The following is a 19,695-nucleotide window of genomic DNA, read 5'->3' as shown; positions in this document are numbered from 1 at the left end:
AATTCGGTAGAGTGATTGATTCTAATGGAAGAGGTCGCATGGATTTAACTAGGAAAAGTGTGTTGATTGTGGATGATATGGACGCCATCCGTAAAATCAGTTCAGATCAATTACGTCGTTTTGGTATTGGCCATGTTCATCAAGCAGAAAATGGCGCCAAAGCACTAAAGATACTTCAAAATTATCCGATTGATTTGATTATCTCCGATTGGAATATGCCTGTGATGTCGGGTATCGAGCTATTGAATGAAATTCGACAGTCTTCCAAATGGCGACATCTTCCTTTTCTGATGATAACCGCTGAGGCGGCAAGAGAGAGGGTAAGCACTGCAATCGCAAGCGGCGTCACAGATATTGTCATTAAGCCATTTAACACGGTGACCTTGCAGCAACGTGTTTCTCAATGTTTGAGTGGTCATATTAGTAATAAAGCTCAGCCTCTCCAGCAAGATGAACACTCACTAGTTACCGAAGCACTAACTTCTTCAAGCCAGCCTAATGCTATCGATGATAAAGAGGCTCCTCGCTCTTCTGTGTTGGTCGTGGATGATACTACCGATAATCTCACTTTGATTGGTGGATTATTAAAAGATGATTACCAAGTTAAGTTGGCAAAAAGTGGGTTAAAAGCTCTTGAAATTGCCCAATCTGATTCACCACCGGATCTTATTTTATTAGATATTATGATGCCAGATATGGATGGTTTTGAAGTTTTAAAACGCTTAAGAGAGCATCCTCAATCAGTACATATCCCAGTAATATTTGTTACTGCATTAACTGAAGATAAATATCAACTTCAGGGCCTAGACTGTGGCGCTGTAGATTATATCAGTAAACCAATTCAGCCAGATTTACTCAAATTGAGAGTGAGAAATTTGATGGCTTATGTACAAATGCATAAGCGTCTGCAATCAGATTTTGACAATATGGTGACCACAGAAAAGCTAAAACAAGAAGTACAGCAAATATTACAACATGATTTAAAGGGGCCAATTGCGGGATTAATGGCGTTAATCGAGCAAATTAGTCGGGACCCTCATATTTCAAAAAGTAATCTAGAAAATACTCACATCGCTGAAGATATGTCGTTTCAATTGTTGAATATGATCAACATGTCTAGCGAGCTTTATAAAATTGAAACCGGTCGATTTACCCTAACACCTAAGCCGTTCTCTATGTTCAATTTGCTGGAAAAAATTATTGCGGTGTTAAAGAAAACTTTCCAGGTAAAGCATCTTTTGATTTATCTCGATTGTGAAGAGGATGGTGACGAGGATTACCTAGCACTGGGTGATGAAAGTCTTAGTTATTCGATGTTATTTAATCTGCTTAAAAATGCCTGTGAAGCCGCGCCAAGCAAGACACGAGTATCAGTGTCATTAAAGCGAATTGATAGCGTTTCAAATACCGAATTTGTAAAGCCTGCATTGATTATCACTATTCAAAATGTTGGGGCTGTAGAAGAACATATCCGCGACACTTTTTGGAACAAATACATTTCAGCTGGTAAAGATAATGGCACGGGGATTGGTACTTACTCGGCTAAGTTACTCGCAGAAGCACAGAATGGACACGTTGCTTTAGAAGTAAGTGATGAAAATGAGACGACAAGCGTTTCGATTTCAATCCCTCATGCGGTATAAGTAATCTAAGTTATTGTTTTTTATGTTAAATATGTTTAGTTTGGGTGTTTGGGTAATGAGTAAAAAAGCCAAATAAATAGCAGTCCGATCTATCACTGTAATATCTGATGTAATGGAAACAGATGGAAATGAATATAACTTTATCCTCGATAGCAATTGGATTGTTTTTTTTATTATTGTGGCTGTTTTTTCGACTGAGAAAGCAAGCTAATAATGACCTTTCAACTTTTTTTGAAAGTGGCATTAACCGGACTTTCACCGGTTTAATCGTGTTTAGTTTCCTAGCATTGATTTCGCTGATTGCTACGATTGGTTTAAACATCGCTTATAAACATGATTTAGAAAAAAGTGGTTTAGCATTAAATTCTGTCGCGTTGACGACAGATGCCGCTTTGTCCTCATGGGTTAGAGGTTGGGAAGATAGAGTGGGAGCGGTTGCGACCAATCCATTGTTACTACAGCGCGCTATGTTTCTAACTAAAATCGGTCCAAATAAAGAAGAACTTCTTGAAAGTGATCATTTAGCTTGGTCTAGGGATGCTTATAAAAGGTACAGTGAATCGTTTGGTTCGTTAGGTTTTTTTATTATCACATTAGATGGGAAGAATATTGCCTCAAGTCGTGACAATAATCTTGGCGTTACTAACATCGTTAAGCGTGAGCATCCCAAACTATTTGCTAGAGCTATCAAAGGGGAAATCGTCATCACCCCGCCGATGAGATCTGATATTGCATTATCAAATCCTTATGGTATCGAGCGTGCTGATACCCCAACTATGTTTGTACTCAGTCCTGTTACTCAAGATAATGGCGAAATTACCGCTGTGCTTTCACTTCGAATTGACCCTTACCTAGAATTTGCGAAATTAACCAAGAGTGGCGCAGTTGGAGATACCGGCGAATCCTATTTTGTTGATGAGCAAGGTCGAATGTTGTCCCACAGCCGCTATGAAAAACATCTGATTTCTTTTGGGTTACTAGAAGAAGGGCAAATGTCAGTACTAAACCTGAACGTCACCGACCCAATTCATGAGTTATCTGCAGAGAACCCCGCAACTGTTAATCATAATGATCTTAGACTTACGTTTTCTGCCAAGCAGGTTAGCGCTAAACGAAACGGAAGCAGCTACAAATCTTATCGAAACTATTTAGGTGTTGACGTCATAGGAGCTTGGAAGTGGGATGAGCGTTACGGTTTCGGTATTGTCACAGAAATGTCTATTGACGAAGCTAGCAGTAATTATTCGTACTTTAAAACCATCATCATTATTCTCATTAGCGTCATTGCGTTATCTTGCCTGTTGCTCACTGTAGCAAGCCTTTGGCTTAGCCGTCATGTTTTACGTCGATTACAAATTAGTAATGAGAAGTTAGAAAAAACAATTTCAATTCGTACTAAAGATATTCAAGAACGAGAAAACCGTTTATGGGATCTATATGAAAACTCAGCAGTGGCTTATGCAACTTTAGACGTCAATGGTAAGTTTACTAAGCACAATAAACAGTTCGCTTTAATAACGGGTCATGACCGTAAAGACTTCACTGAATTAACCTGGGCTGATGTGCTTGATACTGACGATGAAGAAGGTCAAAGAATTTTCAAATCAGCTCTTAAAGGTGTAGATACTTCAGATGCGCGGCTAATTTTAAATACAGAGTCAGGTCAACATCTTGCCGTTTCTCTTACTGTAAGAACTGAGTTTAATGATGATGCTAGCTTGGATGAAATTCGATTATCACTGCTTGATATTGATGAGCAGGAGACCGTTCGAGCTGAGATGCAAAAAAATCAACAACAATATCAAACCTTAGTAGAGAACATTCAAGGGGCGGTATTTCGTTGTAATTACGTCGATTTAGTCAGTAATGATTTTACCGTTTCTTATATTAGTCCTAATTTTGAGCATATCACCGGCTACCCTGTTGCAGACTTTACCGGCGTAAACCCTAAGCGGCGCTTTGTTCATTTAGCGATTGATGGCGACGGAGAAATGTTCTTTGAAACCGTCCGTGAAGCTGCATTAAACAACAAGAGAGTGGTTGTTGATATGCGGATCCTGAATCGTTCTGGTGAGCTCAGGTATGTTCAAGTTATGGCAAAGTTTGAAACGTCTGAAATTAATAGAAGAGGTTTTTTCGATGGTACTTTATTTGATATTACAGAACAAAAACTTGCTGAAAACCTGTTATTAGACTCTGAAGAAAAGCTTGAAGTTGCAGCTAAAAGTGCGCAAATGGGTATGTGGGATTTTTATCCTCATGAAAATCGTGTTGTCGTCAATCGAATGTATAGCCAAATGTTAGGTTACGAACGACTTGATATTTGTGCAAATGAAGATAAATGGGCAGAGCTTACTTCGGGAGCAGAAACTTTTTTCAGCTTGATTCACCCAGATGATCATACGGATATTTTTGATTTAAAACAGCCTGTTGCCAAAGGTGATGACGAAAAAATTATTCGTCAAGAGTTTAGGATGCTCCGTAAAGATGGCAGTTACGACTGGATCTTGAGCATTGGTCAAACCTATCAATACCATGAAGATGGCAGCCCAGAACGGATAAGTGGCGTACATATCAATGTTAATGCAGCAAAAGAGTTAGAAAGAGAACTCGCAGCGGCCATTGCCGAAGCTGATGATGCCAACAAAGCCAAAGGTGATTTTTTGGCGAATATGAGCCATGAAATTCGCACTCCAATGAATGCCATTATTGGCATGTCACATTTAGCGCTCGAAACTGATCTGAGCCGTCAGCAGCGTAATTACATTGAAAAAACCAATGGCTCAGCTCAATCATTATTAGGGATCATTAACGATATTCTCGACTTCTCTAAAATTGAGGCTGGCAAATTAGATATTGAAAACATTGATTTAAGCATTGATGAGTTACTCAACAACGTCAGTAACCTTATCGGTATTAAAGTGGCTGATAAAGGCTTGGAATTGTTGTTCGATATTGATGAGAACATTCCTAAAAACTTGTTAGGTGATCCATTAAGAGTTGGGCAAGTGCTCATCAATTTAGCGAACAATGCCGTTAAGTTTACCGAGCATGGCAATATTATCATCTCAGCTAAATTAGCTGAGATTACGCCAAATCAAGCCAATATCACTTTTTCTGTTGCCGACTCCGGTATTGGCATGACGCCTGAGCAGCAGTCGCGACTGTTTAATGCGTTTTCTCAAGCCGATGCATCAACGACTCGAAAGTATGGTGGTACAGGACTTGGCCTAGCTATTTGTAAAAACCTTGCTGAATTGATGAATGCCGAGATTACCTTAAGCAGTGAGTCAGGTGTTGGCAGTACTTTTAATCTCAATATTCCTTTTGACTTAAACCCTATTTCTTCAAACTCTCCTATGGAGCAAGACTTTTCTTATCTTGATGGCAGGTTGGTTTTATTGGTTGATGATAATCAGGCTGCGAGAGAGATATTATCTAACTTGTTAGTTAATGTAGGAATGAAAGTCAAAGTGCTAGATAGCGGCGCAGCTGCCATTGCTTGGCTCGACAGCGGTGAACAAACTGATGTCGCTATAGTCGATTGGCAGATGCCTGAAGTCAGTGGGATTGATGTTGCGCGATTTATTGGCGAACTCGCGCCAGAAATAAAACCTAAACTCATCATGATTACTGCATATGGCAAAGAGGACTTATTGCTCAGTGCTGTAGATGTTCATTTCGATAGCATATTAACAAAGCCGCAAACCCAATCTAGTCTCATCAAAGCGCTTTCTTACGTTATGTCTGACGAAGAGTATCAATCTAGACATACAGATGCTGATAGTGAGCTGTCGAAGGCTCTAAAGCATTTAGCGGGCGCTAATATACTGATTGCTGAGGATAACGATTTAAACCAAGAGCTCATTGAAGAGCTACTTAACAATAAGCAAATCGAAACAACCATCGCAGCTAATGGTCAGCAAGCCTTAGAGTTTGTGGCCGAGCAAGATTTTGATGGGGTGTTAATGGATTGCCAAATGCCAGTGATGGATGGGTATTCCTCAACCAGAAAAATACGTGAAATACCACAAAACCAAGCTTTGCCAATTCTTGCGATGACAGCCAATGCTATGGCAGGAGATCGTGAAAAAGCGCTTGATGCAGGCATGAATGATCATATACCTAAGCCTATTGATGTCGAAGCGATGTTCATAACGATGGCGAAATGGATAACCCCAGCAAATCCGACTGAAATAGAACTCATTGAGCAAAACGGTACAGAGAAATTAGACTCAAATATTATAGAAATGAAGCATGTTGATACTGCTCAAGGCTTGATACGAACTCAAGGAGATGTGCGTTTATATCATAAGTTATTAGCTAAATTCGTTTCTGGTCAAAAAGGGTTTATTGGCGCATTTTCGAAGGCAATAGCAGTAAATGATGAACCTTTAGCAGCTCGACTCGTACATACATTAAAAGGTGTTGCTGGCAGCATCGGCGCAATTAAGTTAGCTGAACAGGCCTTACATTTGGAGCAAGGGTTGTCTGAAAGTGACGTGAGCACGTTAGCTGACATTGAACTTGAGCTGTCTAAAGTATGTGAAGAAATATCCACTTCAATTCCAGCATCGCAAATCGATAAAGTTCAACTATCATTAGACAAGTCATTAGCAATCAAAACCTTAGAAGTTTTAATTACTATGCTTGAAAGTTTTGATATGGAAGCGACTGAATATCTCGATAGTCACGGTGATTGTTTAAATGTAGAGCCGTTAGTACACAATTATAAATTACTTGAAAAGCAGTTGAATGATTATGAATTAGATACGGCCATGGAAATCGCTAAACAGATGATTGAGCAATTATCGTTAATGGACTAAATAATGACGCGTTGATGGATTTTACAAGGAGTATAGATGGAAAAGCAGACTATATTAGTAGTGGACGATACCCCTGAAAACATTGATGTTTTAGCAGGGGTATTAAAGTCAGATTATCAGATTAAGATTGCTAAAAATGGTGAGTTAGCACTTAAGATTGCTCGTAGTATCAGTTTAGACTTAATTTTGTTAGATATCATGATGCCGGGCATTGATGGTTTTGAAGTATGCAGACAACTCAAACAAGACGAAAGAACCCGCCATATTCCAGTGATATTTGTGACCGCTAAAATTTCTGCTGATGATGAAATAAAAGGGCTAGAACTCGGCGCAGCCGATTATATTACTAAGCCATTTAATCCTCCCATAGTACAACGTCGCGTACATACTCAACTGGCATTAACAAATCAAAACAGAATACTTGCAATTAAAGTACAGCAAAAGACGGCTGAAATTGCCCAAAACCAATTGAACGTCATTCGCCGCTTAGGCCGTGCAGCTGAATATAAAGACAACGAAACAGGCATGCATGTTATTCGCATGAGTTATTACACCCACGTGCTAGCTCTTGCTGCAGGGATGAATGAATCTGCAGCTGAAGTGCTAATGAATGCAGCGCCTATGCACGATGTAGGTAAAATCGGTATATCTGATGCCATTCTAAAGAAGCCCGGAAAACTCGAATTTGAAGAGTTTGAGGAAATGAAGAAGCATTGCTTAATCGGTGCAGAAATTCTGGGCGACAAGGATTCAGAATTAATGACCATTGCCCAAGAGGTTGCACTCACTCATCACGAAAAGTGGGATGGCAGTGGCTATCCCCACGGACTAAGTGGTGAGAATATTCCGTTAAATGGTCGTATCGTCGCCATTGCAGATGTATTTGATGCGTTAACCAGCGAGCGCCCATACAAAAAGGCGTGGACAGTAGACGATGCTATCGCACTTATTAAGCGCGAAGCTGGGAGTCACTTTGATCCCAAGTTAGTGCCGTTATTTGTTGATAAACTGGATGAAATTTTAGAAATAAAGGCTAAATTTAAAGATGATGAGTAATGCTATTGCGGTCTTTATGTTGAACTTAACGATTAAATACCTATGTGAAGGGGGTTAATATTACATGTGGCGTAGAATGGTAACAAATGTGTTAGTGCTCGATTATAATAAGCCTATATCGAGTTAAGCGCTAAGCCAGCAAGCGAAAAATGCTAAACGATGTAAGGCTTATTCAGAAGCGGTTAAGTAACACAGTAGTCATCTACGTGGCTTATTTCTGAACGGATTACCCACTCTATGTGAGTGAACTTATTTATCTGTGTAACTTGCCAATAACGGCAATTTAAACTTATTTCGACAGAGGAAAATTACATGTCTAAGACTTTTATCAGTAAAAAATTACTTTTAGCTGCTGTTATGGTGCCTGCTTTATTAACGGGTTGTGCGACAGGTGATAACCCTGAATCTAAAAAAGCCAATGCGCGTAAAGAAACACAGTCAGCGCTGCAAGAAATTTACGCTGAACATAGCGGCGCTAAGACTGCGGTTGCTCAGTCAGTGGGTTACGTAGTTTGTACTGGTAGTAATAGCTACTTGTTTGCACTATCAACAGGCGGCGGTGTTTGTGTATTAACCTCAAACGGTCAAAATTCTTATTACCGTTTCGCAACTGGTGGAGTAGGTGCTGGTATTGGTTGGAAACAAATGGCATTCGTCCAAGCCTTTATGGATATGGACGCGATGAATCGATTTAAAGAGTCAGGCTATGAAGGTCAAGCGCAAGCAGAAGCCAGTGCTAAATATGAAGATAGTGGTGACCAAGCTTCGGCAAACCAATCAGTTGATGTTAGCGGCGTAAAAACCTACCAAGTTAACCTAATGGGTGCTGCAGCACAGGCGACGGTTCAAGGTTATAAGTACTGGGAAACTGACTTTTCTGACGACTTTGTTGAAAACGAAGAGTAAGCGCATCGTTTAATAAACTTTTTGAATGAGTTTTTTGATATTACTAAATAGCTAAGCTTATTCAATAAAAATTTTAAACCGCAACTGACTATTCAGTTGCGGTTTTTTTTATTCAATTAAGTCAGTAGCAATATTTCTCAGATGAGTATTTTTACTGTAGGTTTGTCAAAATTTAGACACTTGAATAATTTTTGGCGTTTAGTGAGTTGATTTAGATAAATTAATTAAGCTGTTTTTAATCTTGGGTGTAAGCCGTTTATTTCAGGGGTTTATGCTGATATTGTTATTAAAAATAGTCTATTCAGCATAAAATAGCGTAGGTTGTTGGAGTGATTTTTAATCATAATTAAATTTATACTTCAATTTTATGCGAAGAACTTAATAACTAGACTATTCCTACAAGCATATGCGTTTATTTCGCTTTCCGTCAGTCGCTCAATAAGCTAAATTACTCATGTACGGATAATAATAAAATTCAGGACGAATCTGTTTTTAAGGTGGATAGAAGTTGATTTCAGTATATTTAGTTGATGATCATGAATTAGTGAGAACTGGCATTCGTCGTTTATTAGAAGATGAGCGAGGGATAAAAGTGGTTGGTGAAGCACCTGACGGCGAAACTGCAGTGCAGTGGTCTCGTCAAAGTGAAGCCGATGTGATTCTGATGGACATGAATATGCCAGGTATGGGCGGATTAGAAGCTACCCGTAAAATTCTACGCTATCAACCAGAAGCGAAAATTATCGTACTAACTGTTCAAACAGAAGATCCATTCCCTACCAAAGTCATGCAAGCCGGTGCGTCAGGTTATTTAACCAAGGGCTCAACGTCACCAGAAGTGCTACGTGCAATTCAACAAGTGTCACGCGGGCAACGTTACTTATCGCCTGAAATAGCTCAACAAATGGCGCTAAGTCAGTTTAGTCACTCTGATGAAAACCCGTTTAGCAGTTTATCTGAGCGAGAATTGCAGATCATGTTGATGATCACCAATGGTGAAAAGGTTAATGACATATCTGAAAAGCTTAATTTAAGCCCTAAAACAGTCAACAGTTATCGCTATCGATTATTTGCCAAATTAGATATTGGTGGAGATGTTGAGTTGACCCGCCTAGCTATTCGCTACAAAATGCTCGATGCCAGTTCTTTTTAGACATTAGGTGTTCATACTAAGGTATCGAAGCCTATTTTAGGATAGTTGATGCCTTCAAGCTTTAATTCAAAATTATTTTTAAAAACCGTTTCATCTTCACCGGGTGTTTATCGTATGTACGATGACAAAGGTGAAGTGATTTATGTCGGTAAAGCAAAAGATCTCAAAAAGCGCCTTTCTTCGTATTTCAGGGCGAACCTGCCCAACGTTAAAACTCAAGCGCTTGTTGCCCGTATTGCTAATGTCGATGTGACGCTAACCCATAGCGAAACCGATGCATTACTGCTTGAAAACGATTACATCAAACAATACATGCCTAAATACAATGTTTTGTTACGTGATGATAAATCTTATCCGTATATTTTATTAAGTGGCCATAAGCATCCGCGTTTGGCATATCACCGCGGTCCTAAAAGAGAGAAAGGCCATTACTTTGGTCCTTATCCTAATGGCGGTGCTGTGCGTGAAAGCTTAAACCTCATGCAAAAGCTGTTTCCGATCCGCCAGTGTGATGACTTGTACTATAAGTCTCGCTCACGTCCTTGTTTGCAATATCAGTTAGAACGTTGCAGCGCGCCATGTGTAGGGCGTATCTCAGATGAAGATTATGCAGGGCAAGTTAAACTGGCTAGCTTATTTTTACGAGGTAAAGACCAGCAAGTTATTAGTGAGCTGGTGGCTAAAATGGACACTGCAGCCAATGAAATGGAATATGAATCTGCAGCGCAATATCGTGATCAAATTACTGCATTAAGACGTGTCGCTGAACAGCAAGAAGTGTCAAACCACAAGGGCGACATGGATGTGATTGGTGTGCATTACGCATCAGGCATTGTGTGTTTTCATTTATTGTTTATTCGCGATGGTAAAATTTTTGGTAGCCGCAGTTATTATCCTACTGTGCCACCGGAAACCGAGTTAGAAGAAGTGCTGGTGTCTTTCATCGGTCAGTTTTATTTAAATGCCGACATTCAAAGAACCATTCCAAAAGAAGTGCTGATCAGTGAAAACTTTGATGAGAAAAAAGTACTGGAACAAACCATTGCTGCAGCGTTAGAGCGTAAATTTGAAATTAAAACCCATGTACGGGGTGAGCGCGCTAACTTTCTACGATTAGCGATAACCAATGCAACGAATGCAGTGAATACGCGTTTATCGCACAAGAATACCGTTGAGCAGCGATTTCAGTTATTGGAAGAGGCGTTGGAGTTTGGTCATCAGATCACCCGTATGGAATGCTTTGACATTAGCCATACGATGGGAGAAAGCACGGTAGCTTCTTGCGTGGTGTTTAACCGAGAAGGTCCTCATAAAGCAGACTATCGTCGTTATAATATTAATGGGATTACTGGCGGTGATGACTATGCGGCGATGGAGCAAGCGCTAAAGCGTCGATTTGATAAAATTGATAACAACGGCAAAGTGCCCGATATTGTGTTTATTGATGGTGGTATTGGTCAGTTGCGTATTGCCCAAAAGATTGTCGATGAAAAGTGCGTGAACTTAGATAGACCACCATTGTTAATCGGCGTGACTAAAGGTGAGGGCCGTAAAGCAGGGCTAGAAACATTTGTATTTGGTGGCACAGAACAAACCTTTGAACTTGCCAGCGACTCGCCTGCATTCCACTTAATATTGCATATCCGAGATGAGTCACATCGGTTTGCTATTACAGGTCACCGAAATAAACGCCAGAAAACCCGTAATACTTCGACATTAGAATCAATCCAAGGCGTGGGACCAAAGCGTCGCAAACTATTGTTACAACATTTGGGCGGAATACAGGAAGTGAAGGGCGCTAGTGTTGCTGAATTAACAAAAGTGCCCGGAATTAGCCTAGAAATGGCACAAACAATCCATGATGCATTGCGAGGGGGATAAAATTAAGGCAAGATTGGCGCTGTTTCTGACTATTTGGTTTCTTCAATGCCTTTTAATTTACCTATAGCGCTAACATTATTCCGGTTGTTACTGTTGCCGGTTTTTGTCGTAGTTTTTTATCTCCCTTATTCTTGGGCGCCTTTTGCGTCCGCATTTATCTTCTGGTTGGCGGCGGTAACAGACGCGTTAGACGGTTATGCAGCAAGAAAACTCAAACAATCCACTCGTTTTGGTGCCTTTTTAGATCCGGTAGCGGATAAAATTATGGTGACAACGGCGTTGGTATTGTTGGTTCAGCAAAACGATAATATTTACCTCACCTTAGCTGCACTGTTTATGATTGGTCGTGAAATTGTTATTTCAGCACTGCGAGAGTGGATGGCAGAAATTGGCAAGCGTGGTGTTGTTGCAGTATCTTGGATTGGCAAATATAAAACCGCAGCGCAAATGGTGGCGATTGTTGGTTTGATTTGGCAACCGAATGAATTTTTGACCAATGTGGCATATGGACTATTCTATGTAGCTGCAGTGCTGACTTTCTGGTCGATGATGAGTTATATTTCAGCAGCTTGGAAAGACTTAACTGCTGAGTAGTGCAATAAAAGTTCAATAAGTTTATTTAGTGCGCATTCAGTCATTTTTGTTGAAAACAGCAATTGACACCGACACTGAAATCGGTAGAATGCACCCCCGTAGACAGCGATGCTTCAGCGTATAACCGAAAGGTTGCAACTTGATGACATCGAGGCCTAATCTGCGAAGATAGGCAAATGATTGCGAGATTAGCTCAGTTAGCTTTGTATCAGACGATACCTTGTTAAGTGAATTAATTAAGCTAAAGATGCGACATTAGCTCAGTTAGCTTTGTATCAGACGATACCTTGTTAAGTGAATTAATTAAGCTAAAGATGCGACATTAGCTCAGTTAGCTTTGTATCAGACGATACCTTGTTAAGTGAATTAATTAAGCTAAAGATGCGACATTAGCTCAGTTGGTAGAGCGATACCTTGCCAAGGTATAGGTCATCGGTTCGAACCCGATATGTCGCTCCAATCATTCTCTATACGGCGCGATGGCAGAATGGCTATGCTGCGGATTGCAAATCCGTCGACCTCGGTTCGACTCCGGGTCGCGCCTCCACAATTTTTGTTTAGTTGTTTAGTGGATTTAAACTAAACGGTTAAAACAACACTTATGCCCGAGTGGTGGAATCGGTAGACACAAGGGATTTAAAATCCCTCGCTTAATAGGCGTGCCAGTTCAAGTCTGGCCTCGGGTACCATCATTTACATACGACTTTTAGTATTAAAGAGTATGGTGCGAAAAAGCCTCAACGAAAGTTGGGGTTTTTTTGTATCTGAAATTTGAGTAATTGAAGAAAGATAAAATCCCTCGTCGTTTTAAAATCAGGCGTGCCTGTTTAAGTCTGGCCCCGGCTACCATTATAAATAAGCCTCGACACAAGTCGGGGCTTTTTTATGTCTAATTTTTTAGATTAAGAAAATTAAAATCCCTCGTCGTTTTAAAATAGGGCGTGCCAGTTCAAGTCTAGCCCCGGGTATCATTATTCTTAGATGAAGAGCTTACATACGACTCTTTAATCTTGATAGACAGTATTAAAGAGTATGGGGCTTTTTTGTGTTTGCAATTTGAATATGTTTAGCGATAGATACTTGATATTTATATATGTACAGCGAGAGTTAGCCGTTTTTATGCTGCCAGCGAACTCTCATTGATTAACGTTCTGTTGTACAAGAAGCTACAATTATTTTTGCTCAATCTTATAATCTAATTGATAGAAGTGAGCTTCACTTTTGCCATTTTCAAACTGGTTGTATACACCTGCTTTGAAGTAATTGAGCATCTCTTTCCAGTACGTGATGTCATGCTCCACTTGGTTCTCACCATCTCTATTAATCACTAATTTTGAATCACCAACAATGATATCGAATTTAGTTGGGGCATTTGGGTCATATGCGCCGAGATCAAAGCGAACATAGGCATTTTTACAATCTGATGTGTCGCGGTTACCGCTGTCTTTACTGCAGTTTACTGCATTGTTTTTAATGATCGCCCAATAATGATCTTTAACCCCTTTGCGGTCAGCTTCATACACTAAGCGTAATAGTGGGTGAGGGATGTAACCTACACCATGCTTGCCATCATCAAAGGTACCTTTATTGTGCACTTGTAAGAATGTCATAGCGTCATTTTTAGAAGGACTATCTTTCACTGATTCGCGCGGGTTGATTGGCTTTAGTTCAGCTGAAAGATGATAAAAAGTATTAGGGCTATCTGACTTGAAGTTTTCAAGAACTCTTAACTCATTACGTAACTTATAACCTTCCATGTTCATGACTAGCGCTTTAGAGCCTTTATCTACGTAGAAGTGCTCGTTAACGATACCGCTAAAGTCACTGTCAGTGGCTAATTCATATTTACTGCCAGGCTTTGAATTTGGGGTTGAAATTTGCAGCTTTGACGCAGATAAAATATTAGAAAATTGAGAATAATCTGCTGGCGCTTCACGTTCCCCCGTTGCTGCGGGATATGGATTTACCGTTGGTTCGGTTGTCGCTGCACATGCTGTTAATAAACCCGATACGATTAAGGTTAAAGGTAGTACTGTTAATTTTTTCATTGTAACTACATTCCTACTTATGGCTTTTATGAATTATTTCGTATTACTTTCTTTGAATTACTTTATCTGGATTATCGCTCTGAACATCATCTGCGATGTTCGTAATGGCTTAGTACCAATATAACGCTAAATAATACATTTGACGTATAATAATACAAATTAAGTATGACTCAAATCACAACATATTTACTCTTTCAACAAACGCAGTTCAAATGTGCGTGTATCTAAGTAAAAACTTACATTTCGTTTACTCTCTTTTAATTGGATTTAAGCTAATTTATTAATCTATAACAGCATTTTTGAATAAAAAATTTAGTGTTATTGGGATTTAACATAAGAATGACAAGTATTGATTTCGGAATGATGTATCAAGCATTAGTTGAAATCCATTAGAGATATTGACAGGGTAGAGTGTTCATTCTACCATTGCGGGTAGAATGAATACTCTACCTAGGTGTGTTTTATGGAAATGGAACCAAACACTATTGACTGTCCACTACCTTTAAAAGTCCAAATTGCGGCAAGTTTAGAAAAGGCTTTTAGTCAGTTTGGGTTTGCAGAGCCCAGTGTGGCGCAGTTAAAAACGGCGTGTAACGTTAGTTTACGCACTCTGTATAAACATTACCCGTCAAAAGAGGCAATGATTGTTGCTGCACTTGAATACCGTCATCAAAGATATCTTTCTTTTTTGGCTGATGAGCCTTCAACGACAGGTACAGAGTCGGTTCTGCATATTTTCACTCAGTTAGAAAAATGGATGCAGCAATTTGCTCCCAATGGGTGCATGTCAATGAACGCGATAACTGCTTTTCCTGATAATCAGGATGTCATTGATGTCGTTGCAAGGCATAAAGAAGAGGTGCGTCAGCGCTTAGGGCAAGTGAGTAGCCGGCCAGATCTCGCATCAGCATTATTTCTACTTCATGAAGGCGCTTCAGCCACATGGCCATTATTAGGGCAAGAATCAATTCTTTCAGCCAAACAAATCATATCTATCATTATGGAGTCAGCAGTATGACGTCTTTAAAAGCATCAAATCTAAACCAAGCTATCCCAGAAACAATGAAAGGGGTTCAGTTAATTGGTCATGGTGGACCTGAAATGTTGCAGTTAAACCAGCATATTGCAGTGCCGACACTAACAGATAATGAAGTGTTAATTCGAGTACTCGCTGCGGGCGTAAATAATACCGATATCAATACCCGTACGGGGTGGTATTCCAAATCTGATGTTAAAAGCGGTGATGCTGAAAGTGATTACACTAGTTGGTCGGGAAATACATTTGTTTTCCCCCGTATCCAAGGGGCTGATGTATGCGGCGTTATCGTCGCGGTTGGTAATAAAGTTAACCAGAATCGAATTGGCGAGCGGGTATTGATCGAGCCGTGCCTTAGAGAACATAACGGCCAGCAGCTTACTTCGCCTTGGTATTTCGGCTCCGAATGCGATGGCGGCTTTGCCCAATACACCAAAGTGGCCTCGCAGTATGCCTGTGCAATTAATAGCTCGCTGACAGATGCTGAGCTTGCTTCATTTCCGTGTTCGTACTCAACCGCAGAGAACATGCTTACCCGTGCGAATGTTGGCTCAACAGATACGGTATTAATAACTGGCGCTTCAGGCGGTGTGGGCTCTGCAGCAATTCAGCTAGTAAAAGCGCGTGGGGCGAAAGTCATTGCCATCACTAGCCCAAGTAAAAAAGAGCATTTACTTAGCTTAGGCGCTGATAAAGTCTTAGCTAGAGATGTTGATTTAATAGAAGCATTAGGCAATAGCAGCATCGATGTAGTGATAGATTTAGTGGCTGGTAAGCAATGGCCGCAGTTACTCGAAGTACTTAAACCAGGCGGCCGTTATGCGGTTTCTGGTGCCATAGGTGGTGCGTTAGTCGAGCTTGATGTAAGAACTTTATATTTAAAAGACTTGAGTTTCTTTGGTTGTACGGTGTTAGCGCCGCAGGTTTTTCAAAACTTAGTTGCTTGCATTGAAAGTGGCAAAATTAAGCCTGTGGTCGCCAAAACTTTTGCCCTAGAAGATATCGCCACAGCCCAAGATGTTTTTCAGCAAAAGCAGTTTGTCGGTAAAATAGTACTCACGCTGGATTAACTGATCTTTTTAAGCAAGGTGTTGATGTTTAACGTTTTCAGTATTGAGTTTATTACTGATAAGTATCGCAGCTTGCTTACCCCAGTGTTGATAAATAGTTTCACTGGGGTGAAATCCATCCTTGGCCATCGTTGCACTCGCGAGTGACTGACGCATATCTAATTGCTCACAAGGTAAAGCACTGCCTTTAATCCATTGAGTTAAAGCATGATTAAACTCATTGGATCTGGCGCCAAGAAACCATCTGAATGGCTGTGGTAAAGCTGGAAAGGCAGCCATAGGCGGGACACTGGTTATGATAATTTGTTGGCACGCCAATGATGTAAAAAGTAACTCGCACAATTGCTGTTGCTGACTAATCCAAGTCTTAGCCGAAATAGGGCTTAATACATCATTCACACCTAATGAAATAACCACCACATCGGCAGAAATTTGATGTGGCTGAGTTAGAATATAATTGAATTTGTTAAGACAGTTTTGGGTGCTATAACCACTCTTTGCGATTAATTGCCATTTGAGTTTGTAATCACCTAGAGCCGAGGATTGTGTTGTTTGACTCATCATTGAGGACAAGGAAGTGACTAATTGGCCTGATAGCGCCTGTTGCTGAGTTTCTACCCCAACACCAGCAGCCGCTGAATCACCAACAATCAATAAAGATAAAGTCGTGGAATTTGCATCCGAACCATCATTAACTTCAGAATTGAATGACGAGTTATCAGCGCCGTTTAGTTTTACGACTCCTTCACGAAGTCCATTAGGCTCAGGTAGCTTAAGTGTGGTTTTTTTTACCCAAATAGCTTGCAGTAAATATACAGGCCATAAAAAGATTAAGCTTAAATAATGCAATGTCGGTCATCCTTTCCGTTAATCATTGATAGTCAGTTATAACTTAAATACCTAACTATTTCATCTGCTTGATTCGTTTAACATGATTAATTTAGTGAAACCTATCAGTTAACTAACCAGCTGATATTTAATTTCGAATAACTGTTCAACGCCTGGGTAAACTTCCTGAATGAGCGACTTAAGAAACGATAGTTCCATGTTTTCTTGCTCAGCATGCTCCTCAGTTAATTGATGAAAAGCCACTTTTGTCACCGCTAATACCTTAATATTGCAAAACCAACGGTCATCTTCAAAAGTCGACACCGACAGGGTTTCACCGACTTTAAAGTGAGATTCTGACTCATCTCGTAAAGTAATGGTTTTAGCCCCAGATAAAATGTCTTTTTCAAAACGACCAAAAAAGCTTATAGGTGTTAATTCACTCATTGAGTAACCTTCTATTACTTTGCAAATATTACTTATCTAATATCGCCATTCAAATATCGTCTTAATATTTTGCGCTAGTTTGAGCTGAAATGACAATGGATTGATGGATTCAACTTAACTCTGGCTTTACAGCCTTAACTTGTTGGTGGCGATCCCTTATGATGTGCGCAATTTTAATCGAATAGATATTCAGGAAGGTCATTTGCACACTTTGGCGCAATTAAAATCGGGCGAATTAAACGGTCAGAAATTACAACGTATCCAAATTGCTGAGCAATTAGCTGAATTCCCACATGAAGTTTTAGCGTTTGCTGACACCTTAGAGGTGCTTGATCTATCCAATAATCAGTTAAGCAGTTTGCCTCATGAGTTTGCACAATTAACTGAGTTGAAGATTTTATTTCTGTCATTTAACTGTTTTACTGAACTTCCAGCAGTGATTGCCAAGTGTCCTAAGCTTGAAATGATTGGCTTTAAAGCCAATCAAATCACCACAGTTGCAGAAAACAGTTTGCCGGTTGATACCCGCTGGTTAATTTTAACCGACAACCAAATTACCCAATTACCTGAGTCAATCGGTGATTTACATCGATTAAAGAAATGCGCGCTAGCGGGTAATAAAATCACTGCACTGCCAGATAGCATGGCGAATTGCACTGAGCTTGAGTTACTGCGCATTTCAGCCAATGAATTAACCCATGTGCCTGATTGGTTGTTGTCGCTACCTAAACTGGCTTGGCTGGCATTTAGTGGTAATCCAGTGACTGATAATCACGTTAATCATGACGCGTTTTGTCAGGCGAGCATGGCCGAGTTCGAACTCGGAGACCAACTAGGACAAGGCGCCTCTGGGGTGATTTACCAAGCCCGCTGGAATAAGGCTGAGTTACAAGCGGATATCAGCGATATTGTTGCACTGAAGATGTTCAGGGGCGCGGTGACTTCTGATGGTTACCCTAAAGATGAGTTACATTGCTGTTTAAGTGCAGGCCATCATCCGAACTTAATTAAAGTGCTGGCGCAGATTTCAGAGCCTGATCATTTAGGTTTGGTCATGGAGCTTATTCCTCCGCGATTTTATAATCTAGGTTTGCCACCTTCACTTGTCACTTGCACCAGAGATACCTTTGCAGATGATATGGATATTTCCATAACGCATATTGTTAAAGTGATGCTGAGCATGGCAGGGGCTTTGTCGCACCTTCATCAACATAAAGTCAGTCATGGTGATATATACGCCCACAATACGATGATTGATGAGCAAGCGAATATGCTGTTTGGCGACTTTGGCGCAGCGACTGACTTAAGTAAACTAAAGCCGCAACAGGCTAAATTGATGCAATGGATTGAAGTTAGAGCGTTTGGCAATATGCTGGATGACTTATTGCAGCAACAAATTGCATTAGGTAATAAAACCAATACGGCTGAATTCACCGTGCTGTCAGAACTATCTCAGCAATGTTTACAGCATCAATCTGATTTACGACCGAGTTTTGATGAAATTTGTCAGCAGCTAAGCCTGTTAAGTTAGTGATTAATATTTACAGCTGCTAAATAATGGTATGGGATAAACAAAAAGGTAAGTTAGTAGAATGAGCCAAACGGAATTAAATCTTCTGATTGCACAGGTAAAGCAATGTGAGTTGTGTAAGCCTGAATTAGCGCACGGGGTTAACCCTGTTGTGCAGCTTCATTCTACTGCCAAAATACTAATAGCAGGACAAGCGCCTGGTCTTGCGGTACATCAGTCTGGTGTCCCCTTTGACGATGCCAGTGGCGAACGTTTAAGAGAGTGGTTAGGGATTGATAAGGCCGTGTTTTACGACCCTAAGCAAGTGGCCATTCTGCCAATGGGCTTTTGTTATCCGGGAAAGGGCAAAAGTGGTGACTTACCTCCACTAAAGCAATGCGCCAAAAAGTGGCGAACGTTATTGCTTGCCGAGCTTAAACAAATACAGCTCACCATTGTTATTGGCAAGTATGCTCAAGATTATCATTTAGACACTGCCAAACAGTCTTTAACTGAAACCGTTAAGAATTGGGCAGACTATCCTCGCTCAATAATGCCTTTGCCACACCCCAGCCCAAGAAATAATATTTGGTTAGCGAAAAATCCATGGTTTGCGGAGCAATTACTTCCTGAGCTTAAATGTCGAGTTAAAGCCGCATTAAAGGATGAGTTTTAAAGGCTTGGCGTTAAATGGTGC

General features: G+C 40.3%; 14 protein-coding genes and 3 tRNA genes. 14 read left to right on the top strand and 3 right to left on the bottom strand.

Going from position 1 to position 19,695, the window contains the following annotated elements; translation table 11 throughout:
- Window positions 1-38: 38 nt before the first annotated feature.
- The 10 genes from AC0L4E_RS11905 to AC0L4E_RS11860 all read left to right on the top strand — a co-directional run bounded on the left by AC0L4E_RS11905 (window position 39) and on the right by AC0L4E_RS11860 (window position 12,748).
- A complete protein-coding gene (locus tag AC0L4E_RS11905; protein ID WP_473679353.1) occupies window positions 39-1,643 on the top strand; it encodes a hybrid sensor histidine kinase/response regulator in 1,605 nt (534 codons plus the stop codon).
- A 269-nt stretch (window positions 1,644-1,912) separates the two neighbouring features.
- Window positions 1,913-6,469: a response regulator gene (locus tag AC0L4E_RS11900; protein WP_473679352.1), complete on the top strand. Its 4,557-nt coding sequence runs from the start codon at window positions 1,913-1,915 to the stop codon at window positions 6,467-6,469.
- Window positions 6,470-6,505: 36 nt separating this feature from the next.
- The gene (locus AC0L4E_RS11895; protein ID WP_473679351.1) at window positions 6,506-7,525 is read left to right on the top strand and encodes an HD-GYP domain-containing protein; all 1,020 of its coding nucleotides are present in this window, start codon (window positions 6,506-6,508) and stop codon (window positions 7,523-7,525) included.
- 312 nt (window positions 7,526-7,837) lie between these two features.
- Window positions 7,838-8,431, top strand: coding sequence for a lipid-binding SYLF domain-containing protein (locus AC0L4E_RS11890; protein ID WP_473679350.1), 594 nt, complete (start codon window positions 7,838-7,840; stop codon window positions 8,429-8,431).
- 508 nt (window positions 8,432-8,939) lie between these two features.
- Window positions 8,940-9,584: a UvrY/SirA/GacA family response regulator transcription factor gene (gene uvrY / locus AC0L4E_RS11885; RefSeq protein WP_102527121.1), complete on the top strand. Its 645-nt coding sequence runs from the start codon at window positions 8,940-8,942 to the stop codon at window positions 9,582-9,584.
- Between the two features lie 48 nt (window positions 9,585-9,632).
- Entirely contained in the window at window positions 9,633-11,465 is a 1,833-nt protein-coding gene (uvrC, locus tag AC0L4E_RS11880; RefSeq protein ID WP_473679349.1) for an excinuclease ABC subunit UvrC, read from the top strand.
- 45 nt (window positions 11,466-11,510) lie between these two features.
- Complete coding sequence (pgsA, locus tag AC0L4E_RS11875; protein ID WP_473679348.1) at window positions 11,511-12,059, top strand: CDP-diacylglycerol--glycerol-3-phosphate 3-phosphatidyltransferase; 549 nt, start codon at window positions 11,511-11,513, stop codon at window positions 12,057-12,059.
- A 383-nt stretch (window positions 12,060-12,442) separates the two neighbouring features.
- A tRNA-Gly gene (locus AC0L4E_RS11870) sits at window positions 12,443-12,518 on the top strand.
- 14 nt (window positions 12,519-12,532) lie between these two features.
- A tRNA-Cys gene (locus AC0L4E_RS11865) sits at window positions 12,533-12,606 on the top strand.
- A gap of 56 nt (window positions 12,607-12,662) precedes the next feature.
- A tRNA-Leu gene (locus tag AC0L4E_RS11860) sits at window positions 12,663-12,748 on the top strand.
- 483 nt (window positions 12,749-13,231) lie between these two features.
- Here AC0L4E_RS11860 and AC0L4E_RS11855 read toward each other — a convergent pair.
- Window positions 13,232-14,107, bottom strand: a complete 876-nt coding sequence (locus tag AC0L4E_RS11855) for a polysaccharide lyase family 7 protein (RefSeq protein WP_473679347.1) — start codon at window positions 14,105-14,107, stop codon at window positions 13,232-13,234.
- A 463-nt stretch (window positions 14,108-14,570) separates the two neighbouring features.
- Between AC0L4E_RS11855 and AC0L4E_RS11850 the strand changes: the two genes are divergently transcribed.
- On the top strand, window positions 14,571-15,125 hold the full coding sequence (locus tag AC0L4E_RS11850) for a TetR/AcrR family transcriptional regulator (protein WP_473679346.1): 555 nt from the start codon (window positions 14,571-14,573) through the stop codon (window positions 15,123-15,125).
- Window positions 15,122-16,213 (top strand): alcohol dehydrogenase family protein, encoded by a 1,092-nt coding sequence (locus AC0L4E_RS11845; RefSeq protein ID WP_473679345.1) that lies wholly within the window; start codon window positions 15,122-15,124, stop codon window positions 16,211-16,213. The genes AC0L4E_RS11850 and AC0L4E_RS11845 overlap by 4 nt, the downstream gene beginning before the upstream one ends.
- Window positions 16,214-16,222: 9 nt before the next feature.
- Here AC0L4E_RS11845 and AC0L4E_RS11840 read toward each other — a convergent pair whose 3' ends face one another.
- Window positions 16,223-17,062 carry an SGNH/GDSL hydrolase family protein gene (locus AC0L4E_RS11840; RefSeq protein WP_473679344.1) on the bottom strand — a complete coding sequence of 280 codons (840 nt, stop codon included), beginning with the start codon at window positions 17,060-17,062 and terminating at the stop codon, window positions 16,223-16,225.
- A 108-nt stretch (window positions 17,063-17,170) separates the two neighbouring features.
- Entirely contained in the window at window positions 17,171-17,488 is a 318-nt protein-coding gene (gene yqfB, locus AC0L4E_RS11835) for a N(4)-acetylcytidine aminohydrolase (protein ID WP_473679343.1), read from the bottom strand.
- Window positions 17,489-17,651: 163 nt separating this feature from the next.
- Between yqfB and AC0L4E_RS11830 the strand changes: the two genes are divergently transcribed.
- Together AC0L4E_RS11830 and AC0L4E_RS11825 are read left to right on the top strand one after the other, a co-directional pair.
- Entirely contained in the window at window positions 17,652-19,019 is a 1,368-nt protein-coding gene (locus AC0L4E_RS11830) for a leucine-rich repeat-containing protein kinase family protein (protein ID WP_473679342.1), read from the top strand.
- A 61-nt stretch (window positions 19,020-19,080) separates the two neighbouring features.
- Window positions 19,081-19,674 carry a uracil-DNA glycosylase family protein gene (locus tag AC0L4E_RS11825; protein WP_473679341.1) on the top strand — a complete coding sequence of 198 codons (594 nt, stop codon included), beginning with the start codon at window positions 19,081-19,083 and terminating at the stop codon, window positions 19,672-19,674.
- Window positions 19,675-19,695: the final 21 nt, after the last annotated feature.

The sequence above is a fragment of the Shewanella sp. GJ50-10 genome, from assembly GCF_055808815.1.
This window is presented reverse-complemented; position numbering and strand designations above follow the sequence as displayed.

What these genes read in the sequence shown, in the direction of transcription:
- AC0L4E_RS11905 (WP_473679353.1), top strand. Translation starts at nt 39, where the DNA reads ATGGATTTAACTAGGAAAAGTGTGTTGATTGTGGATGATATGGACGCC.
- AC0L4E_RS11895 (WP_473679351.1), top strand. Translation starts at nt 6,506, where the DNA reads ATGGAAAAGCAGACTATATTAGTAGTGGACGATACCCCTGAAAACATT.
- AC0L4E_RS11890 (WP_473679350.1), top strand. Translation starts at nt 7,838, where the DNA reads ATGTCTAAGACTTTTATCAGTAAAAAATTACTTTTAGCTGCTGTTATG.
- uvrC (WP_473679349.1), top strand. Translation starts at nt 9,633, where the DNA reads ATGCCTTCAAGCTTTAATTCAAAATTATTTTTAAAAACCGTTTCATCT.
- pgsA (WP_473679348.1), top strand. Translation starts at nt 11,511, where the DNA reads ATGCCTTTTAATTTACCTATAGCGCTAACATTATTCCGGTTGTTACTG.
- AC0L4E_RS11855 (WP_473679347.1), bottom strand. Translation starts at nt 14,107, where the DNA reads ATGAAAAAATTAACAGTACTACCTTTAACCTTAATCGTATCGGGTTTA.
- AC0L4E_RS11850 (WP_473679346.1), top strand. Translation starts at nt 14,571, where the DNA reads ATGGAAATGGAACCAAACACTATTGACTGTCCACTACCTTTAAAAGTC.
- AC0L4E_RS11845 (WP_473679345.1), top strand. Translation starts at nt 15,122, where the DNA reads ATGACGTCTTTAAAAGCATCAAATCTAAACCAAGCTATCCCAGAAACA.
- yqfB (WP_473679343.1), bottom strand. Translation starts at nt 17,488, where the DNA reads ATGAGTGAATTAACACCTATAAGCTTTTTTGGTCGTTTTGAAAAAGAC.
- AC0L4E_RS11825 (WP_473679341.1), top strand. Translation starts at nt 19,081, where the DNA reads ATGAGCCAAACGGAATTAAATCTTCTGATTGCACAGGTAAAGCAATGT.